Source organism: Spirosoma gilvum (genome assembly GCF_054776815.1).
In genome coordinates, this window is record NZ_BAAHBH010000021.1 from 1 (window position 1) to 18,116 (window position 18,116).

19 protein-coding genes are annotated in these 18,116 nt (G+C 47.1%); 14 read left to right on the forward strand and 5 right to left on the reverse strand.

The annotated features are described in order from the left end of the window. The first annotated feature begins 407 nt into the window (after positions 1-407). Complete coding sequence (gene lptB, locus ACYVFD_RS33915) at positions 408-1,139, forward strand: LPS export ABC transporter ATP-binding protein (RefSeq protein ID WP_461095042.1); 732 nt, start codon at positions 408-410, stop codon at positions 1,137-1,139. A gap of 42 nt (positions 1,140-1,181) precedes the next feature. Here lptB and recO read toward each other — a convergent pair whose 3' ends face one another. Beyond that, on the reverse strand, positions 1,182-1,874 hold the full coding sequence (gene recO, locus ACYVFD_RS33920; RefSeq protein ID WP_461095043.1) for a DNA repair protein RecO: 693 nt from the start codon (positions 1,872-1,874) through the stop codon (positions 1,182-1,184). Positions 1,875-2,003: 129 nt separating this feature from the next. Between recO and ACYVFD_RS33925 the strand changes: the two genes are divergently transcribed. Then, positions 2,004-2,840 carry a fumarylacetoacetate hydrolase family protein gene (locus tag ACYVFD_RS33925; RefSeq protein WP_461095044.1) on the forward strand — a complete coding sequence of 279 codons (837 nt, stop codon included), beginning with the start codon at positions 2,004-2,006 and terminating at the stop codon, positions 2,838-2,840. 44 nt (positions 2,841-2,884) lie between these two features. Next, on the forward strand, positions 2,885-3,475 hold the full coding sequence (locus tag ACYVFD_RS33930) for a Uma2 family endonuclease (protein ID WP_461095045.1): 591 nt from the start codon (positions 2,885-2,887) through the stop codon (positions 3,473-3,475). Between the two features lie 23 nt (positions 3,476-3,498). Here the strand turns inward: ACYVFD_RS33930 and ACYVFD_RS33935 are convergent, their stop codons facing one another. Further along, a complete protein-coding gene (locus ACYVFD_RS33935; protein WP_461095046.1) occupies positions 3,499-4,641 on the reverse strand; it encodes a 5-(carboxyamino)imidazole ribonucleotide synthase in 1,143 nt (380 codons plus the stop codon). A 90-nt stretch (positions 4,642-4,731) separates the two neighbouring features. Next, on the reverse strand, positions 4,732-5,436 hold the full coding sequence (locus tag ACYVFD_RS33940; protein ID WP_461095047.1) for a head GIN domain-containing protein: 705 nt from the start codon (positions 5,434-5,436) through the stop codon (positions 4,732-4,734). Positions 5,437-5,683: 247 nt separating this feature from the next. On the opposite strand from ACYVFD_RS33940, the gene ACYVFD_RS33945 reads away from it, so the two are divergent. Further along, a complete protein-coding gene (locus ACYVFD_RS33945; RefSeq protein WP_461095049.1) occupies positions 5,684-6,382 on the forward strand; it encodes an ABC transporter ATP-binding protein in 699 nt (232 codons plus the stop codon). Here ACYVFD_RS33945 and ACYVFD_RS33950 read toward each other — a convergent pair. Further along, entirely contained in the window at positions 6,347-7,219 is an 873-nt protein-coding gene (locus tag ACYVFD_RS33950) for an aminotransferase class IV (RefSeq protein ID WP_461095051.1), read from the reverse strand. The two genes, ACYVFD_RS33945 and ACYVFD_RS33950, sit on opposite strands and share 36 nt — an antisense overlap. A gap of 41 nt (positions 7,220-7,260) precedes the next feature. Between ACYVFD_RS33950 and ACYVFD_RS33955 the strand changes: the two genes are divergently transcribed. From ACYVFD_RS33955 to ACYVFD_RS33990, 8 genes are all read left to right on the forward strand, one after another. Further along, complete coding sequence (locus tag ACYVFD_RS33955; protein WP_461095052.1) at positions 7,261-8,769, forward strand: TolC family protein; 1,509 nt, start codon at positions 7,261-7,263, stop codon at positions 8,767-8,769. Positions 8,770-8,857: 88 nt separating this feature from the next. Further along, the gene (locus ACYVFD_RS33960) at positions 8,858-10,276 is read left to right on the forward strand and encodes an efflux RND transporter periplasmic adaptor subunit (protein WP_461095054.1); all 1,419 of its coding nucleotides are present in this window, start codon (positions 8,858-8,860) and stop codon (positions 10,274-10,276) included. A 140-nt stretch (positions 10,277-10,416) separates the two neighbouring features. After that, positions 10,417-11,421, forward strand: a complete 1,005-nt coding sequence (locus ACYVFD_RS33965) for an NAD(P)H-dependent glycerol-3-phosphate dehydrogenase (RefSeq protein ID WP_461095056.1) — start codon at positions 10,417-10,419, stop codon at positions 11,419-11,421. A 514-nt stretch (positions 11,422-11,935) separates the two neighbouring features. Then, on the forward strand, positions 11,936-12,523 hold the full coding sequence (locus tag ACYVFD_RS33970) for an RNA polymerase sigma factor (protein ID WP_461095057.1): 588 nt from the start codon (positions 11,936-11,938) through the stop codon (positions 12,521-12,523). A 95-nt stretch (positions 12,524-12,618) separates the two neighbouring features. Continuing rightward, a complete protein-coding gene (locus ACYVFD_RS33975) occupies positions 12,619-13,632 on the forward strand; it encodes a S1C family serine protease (protein WP_461095058.1) in 1,014 nt (337 codons plus the stop codon). 70 nt (positions 13,633-13,702) lie between these two features. Beyond that, positions 13,703-13,987, forward strand: coding sequence for a hypothetical protein (locus ACYVFD_RS33980; protein ID WP_461095060.1), 285 nt, complete (start codon positions 13,703-13,705; stop codon positions 13,985-13,987). Between the two features lie 120 nt (positions 13,988-14,107). After that, complete coding sequence (locus tag ACYVFD_RS33985; RefSeq protein WP_461095061.1) at positions 14,108-14,356, forward strand: MoaD/ThiS family protein; 249 nt, start codon at positions 14,108-14,110, stop codon at positions 14,354-14,356. Between the two features lie 67 nt (positions 14,357-14,423). Continuing rightward, positions 14,424-14,834, forward strand: coding sequence for a molybdenum cofactor biosynthesis protein MoaE (locus ACYVFD_RS33990; RefSeq protein WP_461095063.1), 411 nt, complete (start codon positions 14,424-14,426; stop codon positions 14,832-14,834). Positions 14,835-14,913: 79 nt separating this feature from the next. Here the strand turns inward: ACYVFD_RS33990 and ACYVFD_RS33995 are convergent, their stop codons facing one another. Beyond that, positions 14,914-16,035 carry an endonuclease/exonuclease/phosphatase family protein gene (locus ACYVFD_RS33995; protein ID WP_461095144.1) on the reverse strand — a complete coding sequence of 374 codons (1,122 nt, stop codon included), beginning with the start codon at positions 16,033-16,035 and terminating at the stop codon, positions 14,914-14,916. Positions 16,036-16,231: 196 nt separating this feature from the next. Here ACYVFD_RS33995 and ACYVFD_RS34000 point away from each other — a divergent pair, with 196 nt between their 5' ends. Both ACYVFD_RS34000 and nusA read left to right on the forward strand, forming a co-directional pair. Further along, complete coding sequence (locus tag ACYVFD_RS34000) at positions 16,232-16,744, forward strand: ribosome maturation factor RimP (RefSeq protein WP_461095064.1); 513 nt, start codon at positions 16,232-16,234, stop codon at positions 16,742-16,744. A 90-nt stretch (positions 16,745-16,834) separates the two neighbouring features. Beyond that, a complete protein-coding gene (gene nusA / locus ACYVFD_RS34005; RefSeq protein WP_461095066.1) occupies positions 16,835-18,079 on the forward strand; it encodes a transcription termination factor NusA in 1,245 nt (414 codons plus the stop codon). Positions 18,080-18,116: the final 37 nt, after the last annotated feature.

Genomic DNA, 18,116 nt, shown 5'->3' on the forward strand with positions numbered 1-18,116 from the left:
GCCGTAGCCCGTTTGAAGGTTTTAGCGAACAGAGTACCTTTGCTCAGGAGTTGACGCAGGTGATTCTGATGTTCATCGCTCAGCATTACGTGTTGCTTTTTCATACTCCTAAAATACTATAATACTTAGTTTACAGTGTAATAAGGTAGAAATACCGCAATAAGGATGGTCATCATGCGAGCTCAATTTTACTTGACACCCGCCCAATTTTCGATAGTATATGGCTAATCTGCGATTCGAAAGGCGAAAGGGTCGGCAATAGCTTCCTAATAAATGTTAATAATAGCCACCTGGACTGGATCGGCGTCAAAAATGCTTGTCAGTACGTAGGAATAGCCCGACCTTTGTGGCTGTGGCTGCGTATTGAGCGTAGTCGGGTTCAGGCTGTTTTGCTGTTGTGTATCCGAATGATCCTCAGAACTGAAAATTTAATAAAGAAATACGGCTCCCGGCTGGTCAACAATAACGTATCGTATCAGGTCGAAACGGGCGAAATTGTGGGGCTCCTCGGACCAAATGGTGCGGGTAAAACGACCTCCTTTTACATGGCGGTAGGGCTCATCAAACCCAATAGCGGTAAAGTTTTTATTGACGATACCGATGTGACCGACTTGCCTATGTACAAACGAGCGCGACTGGGACTGGGGTATCTGGCGCAGGAAGCATCTGTCTTTCGGGATTTATCTGTCGAAGAAAATATCCTGGCTGTGCTCGAAATGACCAGTTTGCCCAAACAGCAACAGAAAGAAAAGGTCGAAGAGTTGCTGGAAGAATTTAGTCTGACACACGTACGCAAAAGCAAAGGCAAGGTGTTGTCGGGGGGCGAACGTCGCCGTACGGAAATTGCCCGTGCGTTGGCTGTCGATCCCAAGTTTATTTTGCTGGATGAACCGTTTGCGGGTGTCGATCCCATTGCTGTGGAAGATATTCAGAGCATCGTGGCTAAGCTCAAACATCGCAACATCGGTATTCTCATTACCGACCACAACGTAAACGAAACCTTGTCTATCACCGACCGGGCCTATTTGCTCTTTGAAGGCAAAATCCTGAAGCAGGGTACCGCCGAAGATTTAGCAAACGATGAGCAGGTTCGTCGGCTATACCTGGGCCAGCACTTTGAGCTGAAACGGAAAATCTAAGTAGAGCGGACTGTCGGCCCTTGCCGTGGAAACTGCTTTACATTATCCCAACACTTCTCGTAGAACCGGCAGTGATTTTACTTCGCCGATCGAATCGATGTGGATCTGGTAATACGCTACCAGCGCATCCACTAATTCATTTCGGGCAGATCGGGCAAGTTTAATGGAGGTGCCAAATGGCAGACGAAGCATCGTATTGAGCGCTACCTCCATCTCGGTGTCAGGCAGAAAAGGATACGAGTTTTCGCGGAGCTGATTTTCAAATTCGCGGGCCGATTCAGGGCCGAAGCCTAAATAAAACGAAAGCTTGAGCAAAAAGGCGAGGTGGAAGTTCTCGAAGTTCGTTTGCGCCTGTTCGAGAAACAAAACTGAATTGACCAGGTATTGGAATAGCATCGGGTTTGGTGCTTCTTCTTTCAGGACCTTGTTGAGTAGTTCGGTCACAAACAGCGCAATGGTCGATTTGCTGACATCGAAGGGAATGCTTTGAAAAGGATGACTTGTTTTAATCTCCGACAATCGATGTAAATCACGGTCGGGTTTGTTATAAACCACCATATCCAGCAGGGTAAGCGGCTGAAACAAAGCGATTTTGTTAGTCTTACTTCGGGCGGTTCGGACACTGTTGACCAGGTACCCTTGCAGGCCAAATTCTTCGGTGTAGATTCGGGCAATAATGGAGGTTTCGCGGTAACGTATGTAACTAAGGGCAATTCCCTGCGTCTTTTGCAGCATTTGAGTTGACCGCCGAAGCGGGAGTGCGTGAGTCTACTAAGATAACTCTTTTTCCACAAAATTCCGGATAGAGCGATAAAGTAAAAGTGGAAACAAACTTTCTTTGCAAAAGGTACTTCCTTTTAGTCTATGAAACTATATAAAACCCGTTCCGGCATCGTTGTAGAGAACGAAAATGCGTTTTACACCATGCCCGATGCAGATTGGGATGAACTGGTAAACCGGGATGATTTACACGAATTTTTAAATACGTTTACAGCCCTTCCGCCCATATCCGATGAAGGGCAGGCCTGGATACAGGCTGGATTGCTGGCTCCCATTAGTCGGCAGGAAGTCTGGGCGTCGGGCGTAACGTACCTGCGTAGCCGGGATGCCCGTATGGAGGAATCCAAAAAATCGGGGGGCGATAATTTCTACGACCGCGTTTACGATGCCGACCGACCTGAGTTGTTCTTTAAAGCAACGCCCGAACGGGTAGTAGGGCCGGGAGCAAATGTTCGTATCCGGGCCGACTCGAACTGGAATGTACCCGAACCCGAACTGACCTTATTCATAACTTCGGCTGGGAAAATTGTAGGCTATACCTGCGGCAATGACATGAGTTCGCGGAGTATTGAAGGCGAAAACCCGCTATATCTGCCACAAGCCAAATCCTATGATGGCAGTGCGGCTCTGGGCCCGTGTTTATACGTCCCCGAAGCGCCTATTTCACCAGAAACGATGATCCGTCTGGAAATTGTTCGGAATGAACAGGCTGTATTTTCCAACAGTATTGCCATCAGTCAGATGAAGCGGCAACATACCGAACTGGTTTCGTTCCTCTTTCGGGAGTGCTCGTTTAAAAATGGCTGCTACCTGATGACTGGCACCGGTATCGTGCCTTCCGATGATTTTACCCTTCGTTCGGGCGATGAAATCAGCATTACTATCGATGGCATCGGTACATTGACCAACGTGGTTGAATAGGCGCAGGTTTTCCGTATTTTTGGCAGAAACCTGCGTTTTCAGTCATGATTACTAACCTTTCGCAACTTGATCCGAATGGTATATATACCTACGCGGATTATCTGAAATGGCGTTTTGAAGAAAGTGTAGAGCTTATCAAAGGTAAGCTCTACAATATGTCGCCTGCCCCCCGTGCAAAGCATCAGCGAATAACTATGCGTATTTTACGGGATTTGTTCAATCAATTTGATCAACGGTCCTGCGAGGTATTCGCAGCTCCTTTCGATGTTCGCTTGCCGAATCCAGACTATGAGCCGGGGTTCAATAACAAAATTCATACGGTTGTTCAACCTGACATCAGTATTATCTGTGATCCTGATAAAATCGACGAGTTTGGATGTGTTGGCCCTCCTGACTGGATTATTGAGATAACATCACCGTCTACGCACAAGAAAGATTTCAACGAAAAATTTGATTTATACGAATCGGCTGGCGTTCGGGAATACTGGATTGCGGTCCCTAAGAGTGCAGAAATCTATACATATGCTTTGAAAGATGGACGTTTGGAGGAAGGAGAGGTATATGAACAACATACCAAAGCTACCTCCAAACTCTTTCCCGAATTATCGATTGACCTTGACTGGATTTTTGCCTGATTCAATAAATCGAAGGGGATAGGTTATTCGGAGGTAATCACTTTTATGCCCTTCCGAACCTCGCCAACTTTTTCGCGTAAAGCATCCAGAGAATCGTCCATAACCGTAACGTGTCCCATTTTTCGGAAGGGTTTGGTAATGGCTTTTCCGTAAAAGAAGGGGAATACACCTGGCATAGCCAACAGCGTTTCCAACCCTTTGTACTGTGCAGGTCCTATATGGCCATCTTCACCGAGCAGATTGATCATGGCGGCTGGCTGATAGGCCGATGTATCCCCTAACGGGTAATTCAGAATGGCCCGCCAGTGTTGCTCAAACTGCGAGGTTACGTTGGCGCGGATTGTTTGGTGGCCGCTATTGTGAGGACGAGGAGCCACTTCGTTGATTAACACATTGCCTGCTTTGTCAAGAAATAATTCGACCGCCAGTAACCCTACAATTCCAAAAGCGTCGGCGGTTTTACGGGCAATGGTCTGGGCTTTCTGATTAATATCATCCGTTATTTCGGCAGGAGCGAAGAGGTATTCAACCAGATTGAGTTCAGGGTGAAATACCATTTCGACAGTCGGGAACGTCTTTACCTCTCCCTGCTCATTCCGGGCTACAATTACAGCCAGTTCTTTTTCGAAGTCGACGGCTTTTTCCAGTACACCCGGCGCATCGAACGCTTTACCAACATCGGCCACAGTCGCGATGCGCTGTACACCCCGACCATCGTAGCCATCGCGACCGAGTTTATGAAAAGCTGGTAAAAAATCAAGCTGTTGAATCTCAACCATGGCGACATCGGCTCGGTTGTCGGTCAGGATAAAATCGGCAGTTGGGAGGTTATGGTCCCGGTAAAATTTTTTTTGAAGGCGTTTGTCCTGAATGGTGCGAATGACCGATGGCTGAGGAAACACACGCTTGCCTTCGCGTTCGAGGGCTTCCAGGGCTTCTACATTAACGCGTTCGATTTCGATAGTTAAAACATCGACTGTTTGTCCAAACTGGTAAACGGTGTCGTAATCGGTCAGTGATCCCTGCGCAAACTGGCTGCATAGGTGCCGACAGGGAGCTTCGGCATCAGGATCGAGGATATGAACGCGGAGGTTCCAGTCAATTGCGGCTTGTAACAGCATCAGGCCAAGCTGGCCCCCGCCTAATATACCAATAGTAGGTGTCACTTCTAGTGAAAGAGCGAAAGAGTGAAAGAGCGAATTCGGGAGTAAAGTTACCGTTTCGCTCTTTCACTCGTTCGCTCTTTCGCTCTTTTTCTAATCTCTCCGCTTAATATCGCCACCCCCCGACTCGCTTTTCGACAGCACTTTGGCCGAACCAGAGTAATAAATATCGGCACCACCCGATGCTTTCATGGTCAACTCCTGGTTGGCATTCACGTACACATCTGATCCTCCCGACGAATTCGCATTGCAGACATCGACGGTTAGTTTCCGGGCATCCAGGTCGGCACCGCCAGAGCCGTTTGCATTGAGCGTCCGGGCCGAGCCCTGTAATGTTGCATCAGCGCCACCCGATGCCGATACGTTCAGTTCATCGGCTTTAAGTTCTAATTTTACATCTGAGCCGCCCGATGCCTCAAGGTTCAGATCGTTGAAGGTCAGGCGTCCTTGCCCAAATACATCAGCACCACCTGATGCGTGTAAATTCGACAGTTGTTTAAAGGTTACGTAGGCTTTCACGTAGTTGTTACGGCCGAAATTCCAGCCGCTGAACCCTTTACGCTCAATATACAGTTTCAGTGTACCGTTTTTGACTTCGGTAATTACCCGATCTTCATCAACCCCTTTGGCTTCGAGGGTCACCTTCTCCGAATTGCCCTGGGTTAGGTATAGATCGATACCGCTACTGACACTCAGGCCGGTGAAACCCGAAACTGATCGGTCTTTTTTCCAATCCTGCGCATTCAGCGTATAAACACTGGTTGTTAGAATAATTGTCGTTAAGAAGATGGCTTTCATTGCTAAAATGGTTTTTGGATTTTTGAAGAAGATGACAAAACTTTCGGCTACGTTGCATGGCAGACAAAAAAGATGTCCGATTTCAATGGTAGCTTTGTCCGTTACCGGACGGTAGAAAATAAGAATTCTCTATACAGCTCTATTAGTCAATTGGTTGTGAATTTGGCACGACGGTTGAGTAACATTGGTAAATGGCAATAGAGCGATCTCTTAACTGAACTAATATAATTTCAAAAGTAAACTAAATATGATTCAACTCCGCAACGTCTCGAAGTTCTACCCAGCGGGTTTTGGCCGGGTGTATGTGTTGCGCAATATCAACCTCGACATTGCCCAGGGCGAGTTTGTTTCCATCATGGGACCGTCGGGATCGGGGAAATCGACCCTGTTGCATATCCTGGGTTTATTGGAAGAACCTTCCGAAGGCGAATACTTCTTTGATGACCAACCTGTACAGAAACTGTCGGAGAAGCGTCGGACAGAACTGCACCGTACCCGAATCGGCTTTGTGTTCCAGGCCTATCACCTGATTGATGAACTGACAGTCTACGAAAATATCGAAACACCATTACTCTATAAAGGCTTGAGTGGCTCGGAGCGGAAAAGCCGCGTAGCCGAATTGCTCGACCGGTTCAACATGGTCGCCAAAAAAGACCTGTTCCCATCGCAGTTATCGGGTGGTCAGCAGCAGTTGGTCGGTGTTGCACGGGCATTGGCCGCTGAACCATCGGTTATTTTTGCCGATGAACCAACGGGTAACCTCCATTCCGATCAGGCCCGCGACATTATGGAACTGTTCCGCGAACTGAACAAGAAAGATGGAGTAACGATCGTACAGGTAACTCACTCCGAAATCAATGCGGAATACGGCAATCGTATCCTGCGACTGAAAGATGGCTGGCTGGAAGATTCAGCTGTGAAGTTGAGCGAACAGGACGTTAAGTAACGCTTTCGCATCCGGCGACGAAGCCACCCTGATGCTGTTTACCTGGCGTATCCACTGAATGCCCATCACGTTCGTGCAGAACACGACTTCGGCCTGTGTAAGTATTGCTGGTTGGAATAGTCCTTCCTGAACATCGATGTCAGTACGAGCGGCTAGCCGGAGCAATTGTCGACGCAGTATACCGTTGATACATCCTGTTTCGAGCGAAGGCGTAAAAAGGGTATGCTGATTAAACCAGAAAAGGGTAGACGCTAAACATTCGGCCAGATTGCCGTTGGTGTCCAGCAGAATGACGTCGTCGAATCCATGCTGTTGTTTGTGCAGTCCAGCCAGTACATACGGAAGGCTATTGATGGTCTTAAATGCTGAGACGGGGGATTTCGATACCCGATAATCTTCGTAAATACCCACCGTCGCTTTATCGCTAACCGAAAACGGACTGCCTGGTTTGGTCGTAATCAGCAGATTGAACTGGTTCTGGGTTGGTGTATATAAGCCACCCGGCTGGCGCCAGACCTGAACCTTGATCCGGGCAGGCTGATCGGTCAGGTTATTGGCCGACAAGAGCGTCTGAATCTGTTGGAAAATTCGTTCGGCGAAGTGAGTTTCGGGTGGGTTCAGTCGGAGTGCAGCCATTCCTGCGGTGAGCCGGGCCATGTGGTCAGCCCAGAACCAAACCTGTTGATCTTCGTACCGAATTGTTTCAAAAAGACCATCGCCATATTGAAAAGCCCGGTCATTGGCCGACAGGCAAAATTCATTCTCAGAAAGTACATCCGAATTATAAACCAGAAACATCCTTAGTTTGCGCCGTTTATCCCAAAATGATAGTGGCACCGAAGGTAAGTTTGTAACATTGAACCATCAAAATTATGAGTATGCAGCGCGTGCTTTTTTTAGGAATCGGAATCGTTGGGTGTTTACTAACCACCAGCCTGACGACTGTACGGGCGCAGAGCGCATCGACGGCTGTAACGGCATCGACCGGTGCTGCCAAAACAGATACACTGCCCGTGTTGAATTTGCCGCAGTGCATTGAAATTGCTCTGAAAAATAATATCACCGTTCGTCAGGGACAGTTACAGGTACAAAACAGTAACCTGCTCCTGAAACAGTCCAAGTATAATCAGTTACCGACCATTAACGGCTTTGCCTCCCAGGGATTTAGTGCGGGTCGGAATATTAACCCTGGAACCAACCAGTTTACCGATGTAGCCGTACGGTCCAATAACTTCCAGCTTTCCGGTTCGATGCCTATTTTTCAGGGGTATCAGCTTCGGAACCTGATTCGGCAGAACCAGACCATTGTTCAGGCTACCGAGAAAGAACTGGCCGCTACCGAAAATAACGTTATCCTGAATGTGATTCAGCAGTACCTGAACGTACTGACCGGGGCCGAGCAATTGAATGTTGCCCGTCGGCAGGCCGAGACGTCGCGATTACAGGTAGATCGTACGCAGCGCCTGGTCAACGCAGGTTCGGCTCCTGAAGCCAATCTATATGAAATTAAGGCGACACTGGCCAATGACGAACTGGCTATTGTAAACGCTCAAAATACTGTCGATCTGGCAAAACTGGCGCTTCTTCAGGCGATGAACCAGCCGGGTGGACAACCCTTTGAAATCGAGTATATCAAGCTTCCCGACCCACGTATCGAAGGATATGAAGTATCGGCTCTGCAGGTATATGAAAGCGCTCTGGCTACTCAGCCACAGGTTATTGCTGCAGATTTGCGGACGCAGAGTGCTAAAATTGGCATCGATGTAGCCAAAGCCGGCCTTTATCCACGACTCTCCGTCAGCGGTAATTTATCGACGCTTTATTCTACAGTAGGGCTTCAACGTTTTGTTGCCGATGGAACGACTAATGTGAATTCAACAAGTGCCCTGGTAACCTTGGGTGGTATAACGCAACCCGTTACGATCAGCACGACCTCGCCGGGGGGCTATAATGAAACCTATCGCTTTGGGGAACAATTGAGTAATAACCTCAACCGGGGCGTTTCGCTGAACCTGAACATTCCGATTTTCACCAACCGCCAGTTCCGGACGAACGTAACGAGTGCAATCATTCAGCAGCAAAATGCCCAATTGATTGCCGATAACACCCGCTTGCAGTTGCGTCAGCAAATTGAAACGGCGTATACCAACCTACTGGCGGCATCAAACCGGTATCGGGCCACTGAAGCGTCGGTAGCTTCGCTGGAGCGAGCGTTCCAGGCTTCCGAAAGTCGGTTCAATGCCGGCGCAATCAATGCCGTTGACTATAGCCTGGCCAAACTTCGGCTGGACAATGCACGGGCGCAGTTGGTGCAGGCAAAATACGACTATGTTTTCCGGACGAAAATTTTAGATTTTTACCAAAATAAACCGCTTAGTTTTAATTAATGAGCGAAAGAGCGAAAGATAGAAAGAGTGATCGTTACCGATCGAAAACACTCTTTCGCTCATTCATTCTTTCGCTCTTTTATTCATTATGAAGAAGAAATCGAACCGTATCTGGTGGATATTAGGTGGCGCACTTGTACTGATCATTGGTGGCCTGGTAGCGGCCAAACAGTCCGGAATTATCGGAAAACCCAAAGCTACTGAAGTCGATTTTGCTTCGGTCAAACGATCCAATATAACCGAGCGGGTAAGTGCATCGGGTCGTGTGCAGCCGCAGGTTGAGGTGAAAATCAGCCCCGATGTATCAGGGGAAATTATCGGCCTGTATGTCAACGAGGGCGATCCCGTAAAAGCCGGACAACTATTGTGCCGCATTCGTCCTGACAACTACGAGTCCATGATGGCCCGCGCTAAAGCCACTGTCAACCAGAGTAAGGCGCAGCTTGAACAATCCAAAGCATCGGTAGCGCAGTCGAGTGCGCGATTGATTCGGGCTAAGGCCGACTACGAACGCAACAAAAAACTCTTCGCCGATAAAGTTATTTCATCCGCCGATCTGGAAACCAGCGAAGCCAACTACAATGTGGGCCAGCAGGAAGTAGAAGCGGCCAAAGCTAACGTTCGGGCGGCTCAGTTCAACATTCAGAGTGCCGAAGCCAACCTACGTGATGCCAGCGAAAACCTTCGCAAAACCACCATTTATTCGCCCGTAAACGGAACTGTTTCCAAGCTCAACATTGAGTTGGGCGAACGCGTTGTAGGGACCTCGCAAATGGCCGGTACCGAAATCATGCGCATTGCGAACCTGCAAAACATGGAGGTACGCGTGAATGTCAACGAAAACGACATTGTTCGGGTCAATCTGGGCGATACGGCCGATATTGAAGTGGATTCCTACACGACGGCTGGTCGCAAATTCAAAGGAGTTGTGTATGAAATAGCCAATACGGCCAATGGAATGACCAGTTCATCGGGATCGGCGGCTGCCGCTTCAGTATCGAGCGATGCCGTAACCGAATTTGAAGTAAAAGTCAAAATCCTCAATAATTCCTACGCCGATCTGTTGGCCGAGAAAGATAAAAAAGGCTATCCGTTTAAGCCCGGTATGACCGCTTCGGTCGAAATTATTACTGACCGCAAACTGGGCGTACTCGCTGTTCCGATTGCGGCTGTCACAACACGGGGGGCCGACTCTACAGCCATCGACACGGAGAAAATGGCGGATAATAGCAATGGGACGGTGGCCGAAAAGCCTGCCAATCAGACGGAAAAGAAAGACAAGCCTAAAGAAATCGTCTTCGTCAATGTCGGTGGTAAGGCCAAACAGCGCGAAGTCAAAACGGGTATTAGTGACTTTGAAAATATCGAGATTATATCGGGCCTGAAACCGGGTGAGCAGATCATTTCGGGGCCATTTATTGCCGTGTCGAAGAAGCTGAAAGACGGCGAGCTGATCACCAAGCGCGACCCCAACAAGAATAAGAAAAAAGAAGAGAAAGACGAGTAAATCAGAACCGGGATTGAAGGGATTAGAGGATTAAACAGATTTTGTATTTTACGATAGCTTCCATGAAGCATTGAACAAAATCTGTTTAATCCTCTAATCCCTTCAATCCCGGTTCTGATTTTATTTCTTTTCTTTACCCCATGAAAGTAACTCAACCCGTTCGACTGACTATGGTGGGGGGAGGAAGCTGGGCTACCGCGCTCATTAAAATCCTCTCCGAAAATAATGTCAATATAAAGTGGTGGCTTCGCAAAGCCTCTGATGCGGAACACATTAAGAAGTTTGGCCATAATCCCAGCTACCTGAGCGATGTACAGATTAACACGCGGAAGGTAAAAGTTTGTACCCGAATCCGGGATGCCGTCCGCGATAGTGAATGTATCATCCTCGCCGTTCCAGCCGCTTTTGTAGCCGATGCACTTAAAGGGTTAAAGCCAGAACATGTTGCCGGTAAATACATAGTCTCGGCCATTAAAGGCATGATTCCCGATGCCAATCAGCTCGTAACGGATTGGGTCAGCGATCAATATGGCGTTCCGACTGAGCGTATATCGGTCATAGCCGGACCCTGTCATGCCGAGGAAGTGGCCCTTGAAAAACAATCTTACCTGACCATTGCTTCATCTGCTCCTGCTTCGGCCGAGAAGGTAGCCAATCTGCTTCGCTGCCGGTTTGTACAGACGACACCCGTCGATGATATTTACGGAATCGAGTATAGCGCGGTTATGAAAAATATCATTGCTCTGGCTTGCGGCATTACCCATGGCCTGGGTTATGGGGATAATTTTCAGGCCGTGCTGGTATCCAATGCTATGCAGGAAATCCGGCGATTTGTCGATGCGATCTATCCCAAGCATCGTGATTTAAGTGGTTCTGCCTACCTGGGTGATTTGCTCGTTACCGCCTATTCGCCATTTAGCCGAAATCGAACGTTCGGAACCTTAATTGGCCGAGGGTACACGATTCAGTCGGCCCAGGCCGAAATGAATATGATTGCCGAAGGGTATTATGCGGTAAAAAGTATTCATGCCATCAACCGTAAATTTGGTGTTGATATGCCCATCACGGATGCCGTCTACAATATTTTATACGAACGCGCGGCCCCTACGCTGGAGATGAATTCGCTAAAAGGTGTGTTGATGTAGAAACGTGATACTTCGCGTCTCATTGGCGTCAACAATAAACCATCAATTCAGCATACGCAACTGGTTGCGTCGCTACAATTAGCCAAAATAAAAAGCCCCCTGACCTGTCAGAGGGCTTAATACCGTATATAGCGATGTCGGTAAAAGTTACCGGCAGTTGTGCCTTAGCAAAAATTACTTCGCGCTATCAGCAGACATCGTCGAAGCCGAATCCGTAGCCATGGTAGAGTCTGTAGCTGCAGTAGAGTCAGACATCATGGTCGAGGTAGAATCGGTCGTAGTCGACTCGGTTTCAGTTTTTTTCGAGCTGCAAGACGTAGCTAGGGCGATCATAGCCATGAAAAAGAAGGCAGATTTCGTGATTGCTTTCATAGTTTTGAGAATGTTTTCGTTTAAGTGATTAATGATTAATGTCAACCTTAATACCCTATTGGAAAAAAGGTAACCCAACTTTTTTTAATTTTTTTTTGGGTTACGTATCAGGCATTTTTGTATTAAGTAATGACTCGACTAAATGAAGGAAAGTAAGCACCCCGTGTTGGCTGATGAAGAGTTGCTTATGGGGTTGGCTAGTGGCTCCGACGACGCCCTCGTGCAGTTGTATCGGCGGTACTTTCCGATGGTGCTTCACTTAGTGATGACCAATAGTGGTACCGAGGACGATGCGAAAGATATTTATCAGGAAGCATTGATTGTGCTGTATGAAAAAGTGAGGAGTGGCTCACTGGAGTTGCATTGCCAGGTAAAAACCTACCTGTATTCTGTAAGCAGGCGATTGTGGCTTAAACAACTGGCACAGCGGAGTCGATTTATGGTGCGCGATGTTGACTCGCCGGTGTCGGACGAAGTAGCGCTGGACCATCTGACTGATGATCTGGCTGCACACGAAGAACGTGACCGCCAGTTTGACCTGATGGCTGATTCGCTTGACCGACTTGGGGAACCCTGCCGGACACTATTAGAGGATTTTTACATCCAGCATCTGAGTATGCAGGATATTACCGAAAAGTTTGGCTATACCAATGCCGACAATGCCAAAACGCAGAAATACAAATGCCTGATGCGGCTGAAGCGGCTCTTCTTTTCGGAGTATAAACAGTGAGAAAAAAGTTATAAAATCATAGAGTTATATACTAGTAACGTGTATCTCTATCGCTACAACTATATAACTTTTGAACGCTACAACTTTTCTTAAATATGGACGAGGAAAGAGATATAGAGAACGCTTTGCACGCTTATGGCGAGCGAATTCGGTTTAAACAGCGACTGGCTAAAATTCATGCAGGAACCGACATGGATGCCATGCGTCGGGCGGCTAATTCGTATCAGTCTGATCTGGAAGAGTCCGGGCAAATCCGTGGCTTATGGAAAACCTACCGTACTACGTTGGCGGTGGCGGCCTCAGCGGCTATTATTACTACATTTGGCTCTATTTTCCTGTATCGCTCGTATCAGCAAAGTCATAAGCAGGAACAGCAATATAGCCAGTTAAGTAAAGAGATTCAGGCTGTTAAGTCCTCTCAGCGAAAACTGTTAAGTGACCTGAACGGACGTAGCCGTGCGCTGAGCCTAAACCCTGGTCAGGTGGCCGGTACGGGTTTTTTGTTAACCGGTGATGGATATTTCGTGACGAATAATCACATCGTTCGAGAGGCCGATTCGGTATATGTACAGAGCAATAAAGGCGAAGTGTATAAAGCCCGGGTTGTTTATGCCGATCAGGCACACGATCTGGCTTTTCTTCAACTTTGTGACGACAGTGCTTTCCGACCCCTGCCATCGGTTCCGTATAGCTTCGATGCCCACTCATCCGATTTAGGGGAACGTGTTTACACGCTAGGGTATCCGCGCGAAGAGATCGTATATGGCGAAGGGTATTTAAGCTCGGGTACTGGGTATCGAGGTGATTCAACCGCTTATCAGGTAGCTATCGGTGTCAACCCCGGAAACTCGGGCGGGCCGCTTCTGAATGAGAAAGGTGCCGTAATTGGCATTATCAGTGGTAAACAAACCACATCGGAAGGGGTAAGTTTCGCTGTAAAAACGAACTATTTACTTGAATCCCTAAATAGTATCCCTGCCGACTCGCTGAAAGGGCAACCAGTGCGGTTGAACCGGAAAAATACACTGGCGACTTTGCCTCGTAAGCAGCAGATCAAGCGTATGCAGGACTATGTTTATCAGGTAAAAGTGTTTAAGCATAAAGAATAAAAAACGGCCATTATGGCCAAACAATGCGTACCCTGTTTAGGTTATTGAGGTTAAATATAACTCAACAACCATGAAAAAACTCGCAATACTGACTACTCTGCTCGTGATGTCGACTGGCATCGTCGTGTTCGCTCAGGATACCAAGGAAAAGGCAAAAGAAGCCGCTCATCAGGCTAAGGAAACAACTAAAGCGGCCGGTCGTAAAGTAGGACGTGAAGCCGATAAAGCCGGTGACAAGATATCGACTGCCGCCAAAAACACGAAAGAAGACGTAAAACAGGGTACCGATAAAGCACTCAACAAGGCCGATCGTAAAATGAAAAAGGCCGAACGGAAGCTGGATAATTCGAAATAGATTTTAGCTCAACTCAAGAAACGGTGCCATCTAAAAGGTGGCACCGTTTTTTATTGCCTTCAACGAACTTCAATCCGCTCCTACGATGTTATTCCGATACGTCTTATTTTTGATCCGTTTATGAATTCATCGGTTTCGGTTTTATTGTTCGGAATCACCCGCGATCTGACAGGGCAGTCGTCTGTATCGGTGCCTCTGTTGGCAGAAGCTCGTGTTAGTGATTTATTGAGTCAATTGCACCAGCAATATCCTGCTTTGGCTGGTATTCGATCCATATTAGTAGCTGTTAATGGAGAATATGCAGAAACCGACCATGTCCTCAGCGTTAACGACGAAATTGCATTGATTCCTCCTGTTAGCGGAGGGTAAACGAATGATGAATTATGAATGATAAATTATTCGGAATACAACACATTTATAACTTATCATTTATTTGATGGTCACACTTACTTCAGACCCTATCGATGTAACCGCTGCTCTACATGATTTGCAGTCGTCACAGGCGGGGGCTATTGATTTTTTTCTTGGGGTTGTTCGGGATAATACCCAACAGCGTTCGGTTGATCGTCTCGAGTATGAAGCCTATGACCGGATGGCCATCTCCGAAATGCAAAAAATTGCTGACGAAGCCCAGCAACGATGGCCCATTCTTCGATATACTATCATTCATCGGACGGGGATTCTACAAATTGGTGAAATCGCTGTTCTGATTGGGGTGGCTACCGCTCATCGGGCCGATGCCTTCGAAGCCTGCCGATTCATTATCGACACTATCAAACAAACCGTACCTATCTGGAAAAAAGAAGTATTTACCGATGGCGAACAATGGGTAAATGCCCATCCATAAAGTAGTTAGGAGCGAGGAGTGAGAATGGCTGACGCACAGTTTTTATGATGCGTCAGCCATTCTCACTCCTCGCTCCTAACTACTTTAAGAGATATGTTCCCGCAATGGGATAGTGGTCGGAGTAGGTGACGGTGTTGATCGTCTCAAAATTCAAGACGGGCAGTTTTGGGTCGTGAAACTGATGATCGATACGGATGAATTTAGGCAATCGATTATAAGAAAAGCCAAAACCTCGTCCAGCATCTTCAAAACTATTGGGTAAGACCCGACGCATTCGCTCGTAGACGACACTGTAGGGTGTATCGTTATGGTCGCCGGTTACAATGACAGGATAAGGACTCAGACGGATAACCTTTTCTACCTGTCGTACTTCATCGTTTCGGTTGATAAAACCTAGACGCAGCGCACTCAAAACACCACGGGTTTCGTGTTGTACCCCTTTCATCTCGTTCTGCCGAAGTACCCGACCTACCCGAATACCCATCGAATGCAGGTGAACGTTAATTACACGGATGGTATCTTTTCCGATTTTAATATTGGCCCAGACCAGTCCGTTGTGGCCATCAAAGACTTCCTGGCCGGAGGCAATAATGGGGAATTTTGAAAAAATAGCGATGCCAATATCGCCATGAGGTTTGTGCGCTGCTTCAGGATGTAGTAAAGCTGTATAAGCGTATCCTGCCTGCTCAAATCGGCCAAGGAGATCATAGGCCGGTATATTAGCCTGCGTAAATGCTTCCTGAAAGCATTTGATCGGAGCATCATAGCGCAGAACAAAGTTCAGCATCTGTTGCGGGAGTATCTTGTTTGCTTTTGACGATGGCTTGTCACCGTCGCCAAACTCGCTAAACTGATGAACGTTGTAGCTAAAAACTTTTATAGAAGTTCCCTTTCCTGGGGAGTCAACAGGCGAATGCCAGACAAATGTGCGGGAGCCTAACAGAATAACACCCAGGATAAGAACAAGTCCCGATAGCCAACTCCGCCAGGGCCGGGAGGTCAGCCACAGGCAAACGACAACCAGGTTTAATCCCCAAACGATGGGTATACTGATCATGATCATTCCGGCCGACCAGTGCTCAATCTGTAAACTGTACAGTAACCAATAGGCAAGGCAGGTATACGCAGCCAGCATTAGATTGATCGACCAAAGCAACGACCGAAAAAAAAAGGCAATGAGTTGTCCGACCCGAGTTCGTATTGTCATATTGGTGGGCTAGAGAGCGCCAAATAGCTAGTTTCTGAGCCAAAAATAAGGTTTTGCTTTGGCAACGTATATAAGCGAGTTCACCTGATACTTGCTAAACCCACAAAAACCTATTATATTTGTGGCATTAAAACCATATGGCATTGATTAAAAAAGGGAGTCGCACTCCCTTTTTTGTTAGCCCTACCTTATGGACGATAAAGCAAAAGTAACCGAACTGCTCCAGCCTTATTTAAATAATGAACAATTCTATATTGTTGATTGTCAAGTAGCTGGTCGGCAGGGAGGCCGGATTAAAGTCACTGTCCTGCTGGATAGCGATGAAGGAATTACTATTGATGAGTGTGCCGAAATCAGTCGTAAATTAGGCATACAAATGGATGAGATGAATTTTTTTGGTGATTCACCTTTTACGCTAGAGGTTTCATCACCAGGGGTCGATTATCCGTTAAAATCAATGCGTCAGTATGTTCGTAATATTGGCCGTCAACTGGCAGTGACATTGACGGACGGAAAAACGCAGAAAGGTAAATTGGTTTCGGTAGCCGACGAACATATTGTTCTGGATATTGAGCCAGAAAAAAAGTCAAAAAGTAAAAAGAAAAAAGAAGCTGATTTACTGGTTGAACCGGCACCGGTTGGCCCTACGCCAATCCCGTTTGAGCAGATTAAAAAAGCGAATGTAGAGGTATCTTTTAAATAAAGTCGTCAGTAAATAGTCAATAGTCATTAGTGAAAGCAACTTTACTAGGACTATCGGCCGAAGACTACCGGCTCTTCACTAACTAATAAAATGACCAGTGGACTTTTAATTGAATCGTTTGCTGACTTTGCCCGGTCGAAAAATATTGACCGGCCTACGATGATCGCTATTCTGGAAGATGTTTTCCGGACAATGATTCGTAAAAAATATGGCACCGACGAAAATTTCGACGTAATCATCAACGCTGAAAGCGGTGACCTCGAAATGTGGCGGACACGCGAGATTGTCGATGATAATTCTGAGGATATTTGGGATTACGATAAAATTCCGCTTGCCGAAGCCCGCAAAATTCAGGATGACTTCGAAGTTGGCGAACAGGTAGCCGAAGAGGTAAAACTGGAAGATTTTGGGCGCCGGGTTGTACAAACAGCTCGCCAGACACTGATTCAGAAGATAAAGGATATGGAAAAAGAACTCCTTTATCAAAAATACAAAGATCAGGTAGGCGACCTCGTTAGTTCCGAAGTATATCAGCTTCTGAAGCATGAAATTATTCTGGTCGATAGTGAAAACAACGAACTGAGCCTACCCCGAACGGAACAGATCCCGAAAGATCGTTACCGGAAAGGCGAAGCGGTGAAAGCTGTGATTAGCCGGGTCGACATGCTGAATGGAACGCCTAAGATTGTTTTGTCTCGCACATCGCCCGTATTTTTGGAGCGCCTTTTTGAAATTGAGGTACCTGAAATTTACGACGGACTGATTTCGATTCGTAAAATTGTCCGGGAACCGGGCGAACGGGCTAAAGTCGCTGTTGAATCGTACGACGACCGCATCGATCCAGTTGGTGCCTGCGTTGGGATGAAAGGGTCGCGTATTCACGGGATTGTTCGTGAATTGGGCAACGAAAACATCGACGTAATCAACTATACCGAAAACCTCGAACTGCTCATCAGTCGCGCATTGAGTCCAGCTAAGATCAGTTCGATGCAGATTGATCGTGACAACAAGCGGGTGTCGGTTTTCTTAAAACCTGATCAGGTGTCGCTTGCTATCGGGAAAGGTGGTCAGAACATTAAGCTCGCCGGACGGTTGGTAGATATGGAGATTGATGTATTCCGCGATAATGAAGGTCAGGAAGACGATGAAGACGTTGACCTGATGGAGTTCTCCGATGAAATCGACGACTGGATGATCGAAGAGCTTCGCAAAGTGGGTCTGGATACGGCCAAGAGCGTACTAGCCCTGAGTAAAGAAGAACTCGTTCGCCGGACCGATCTGGAAGAAGATACAGTTGAGGAAATTCTCAATATTCTAAAACAGGAGTTTGAGTAAAGTAAAATGTACAATGAATAATAAAAAATGAACAGCT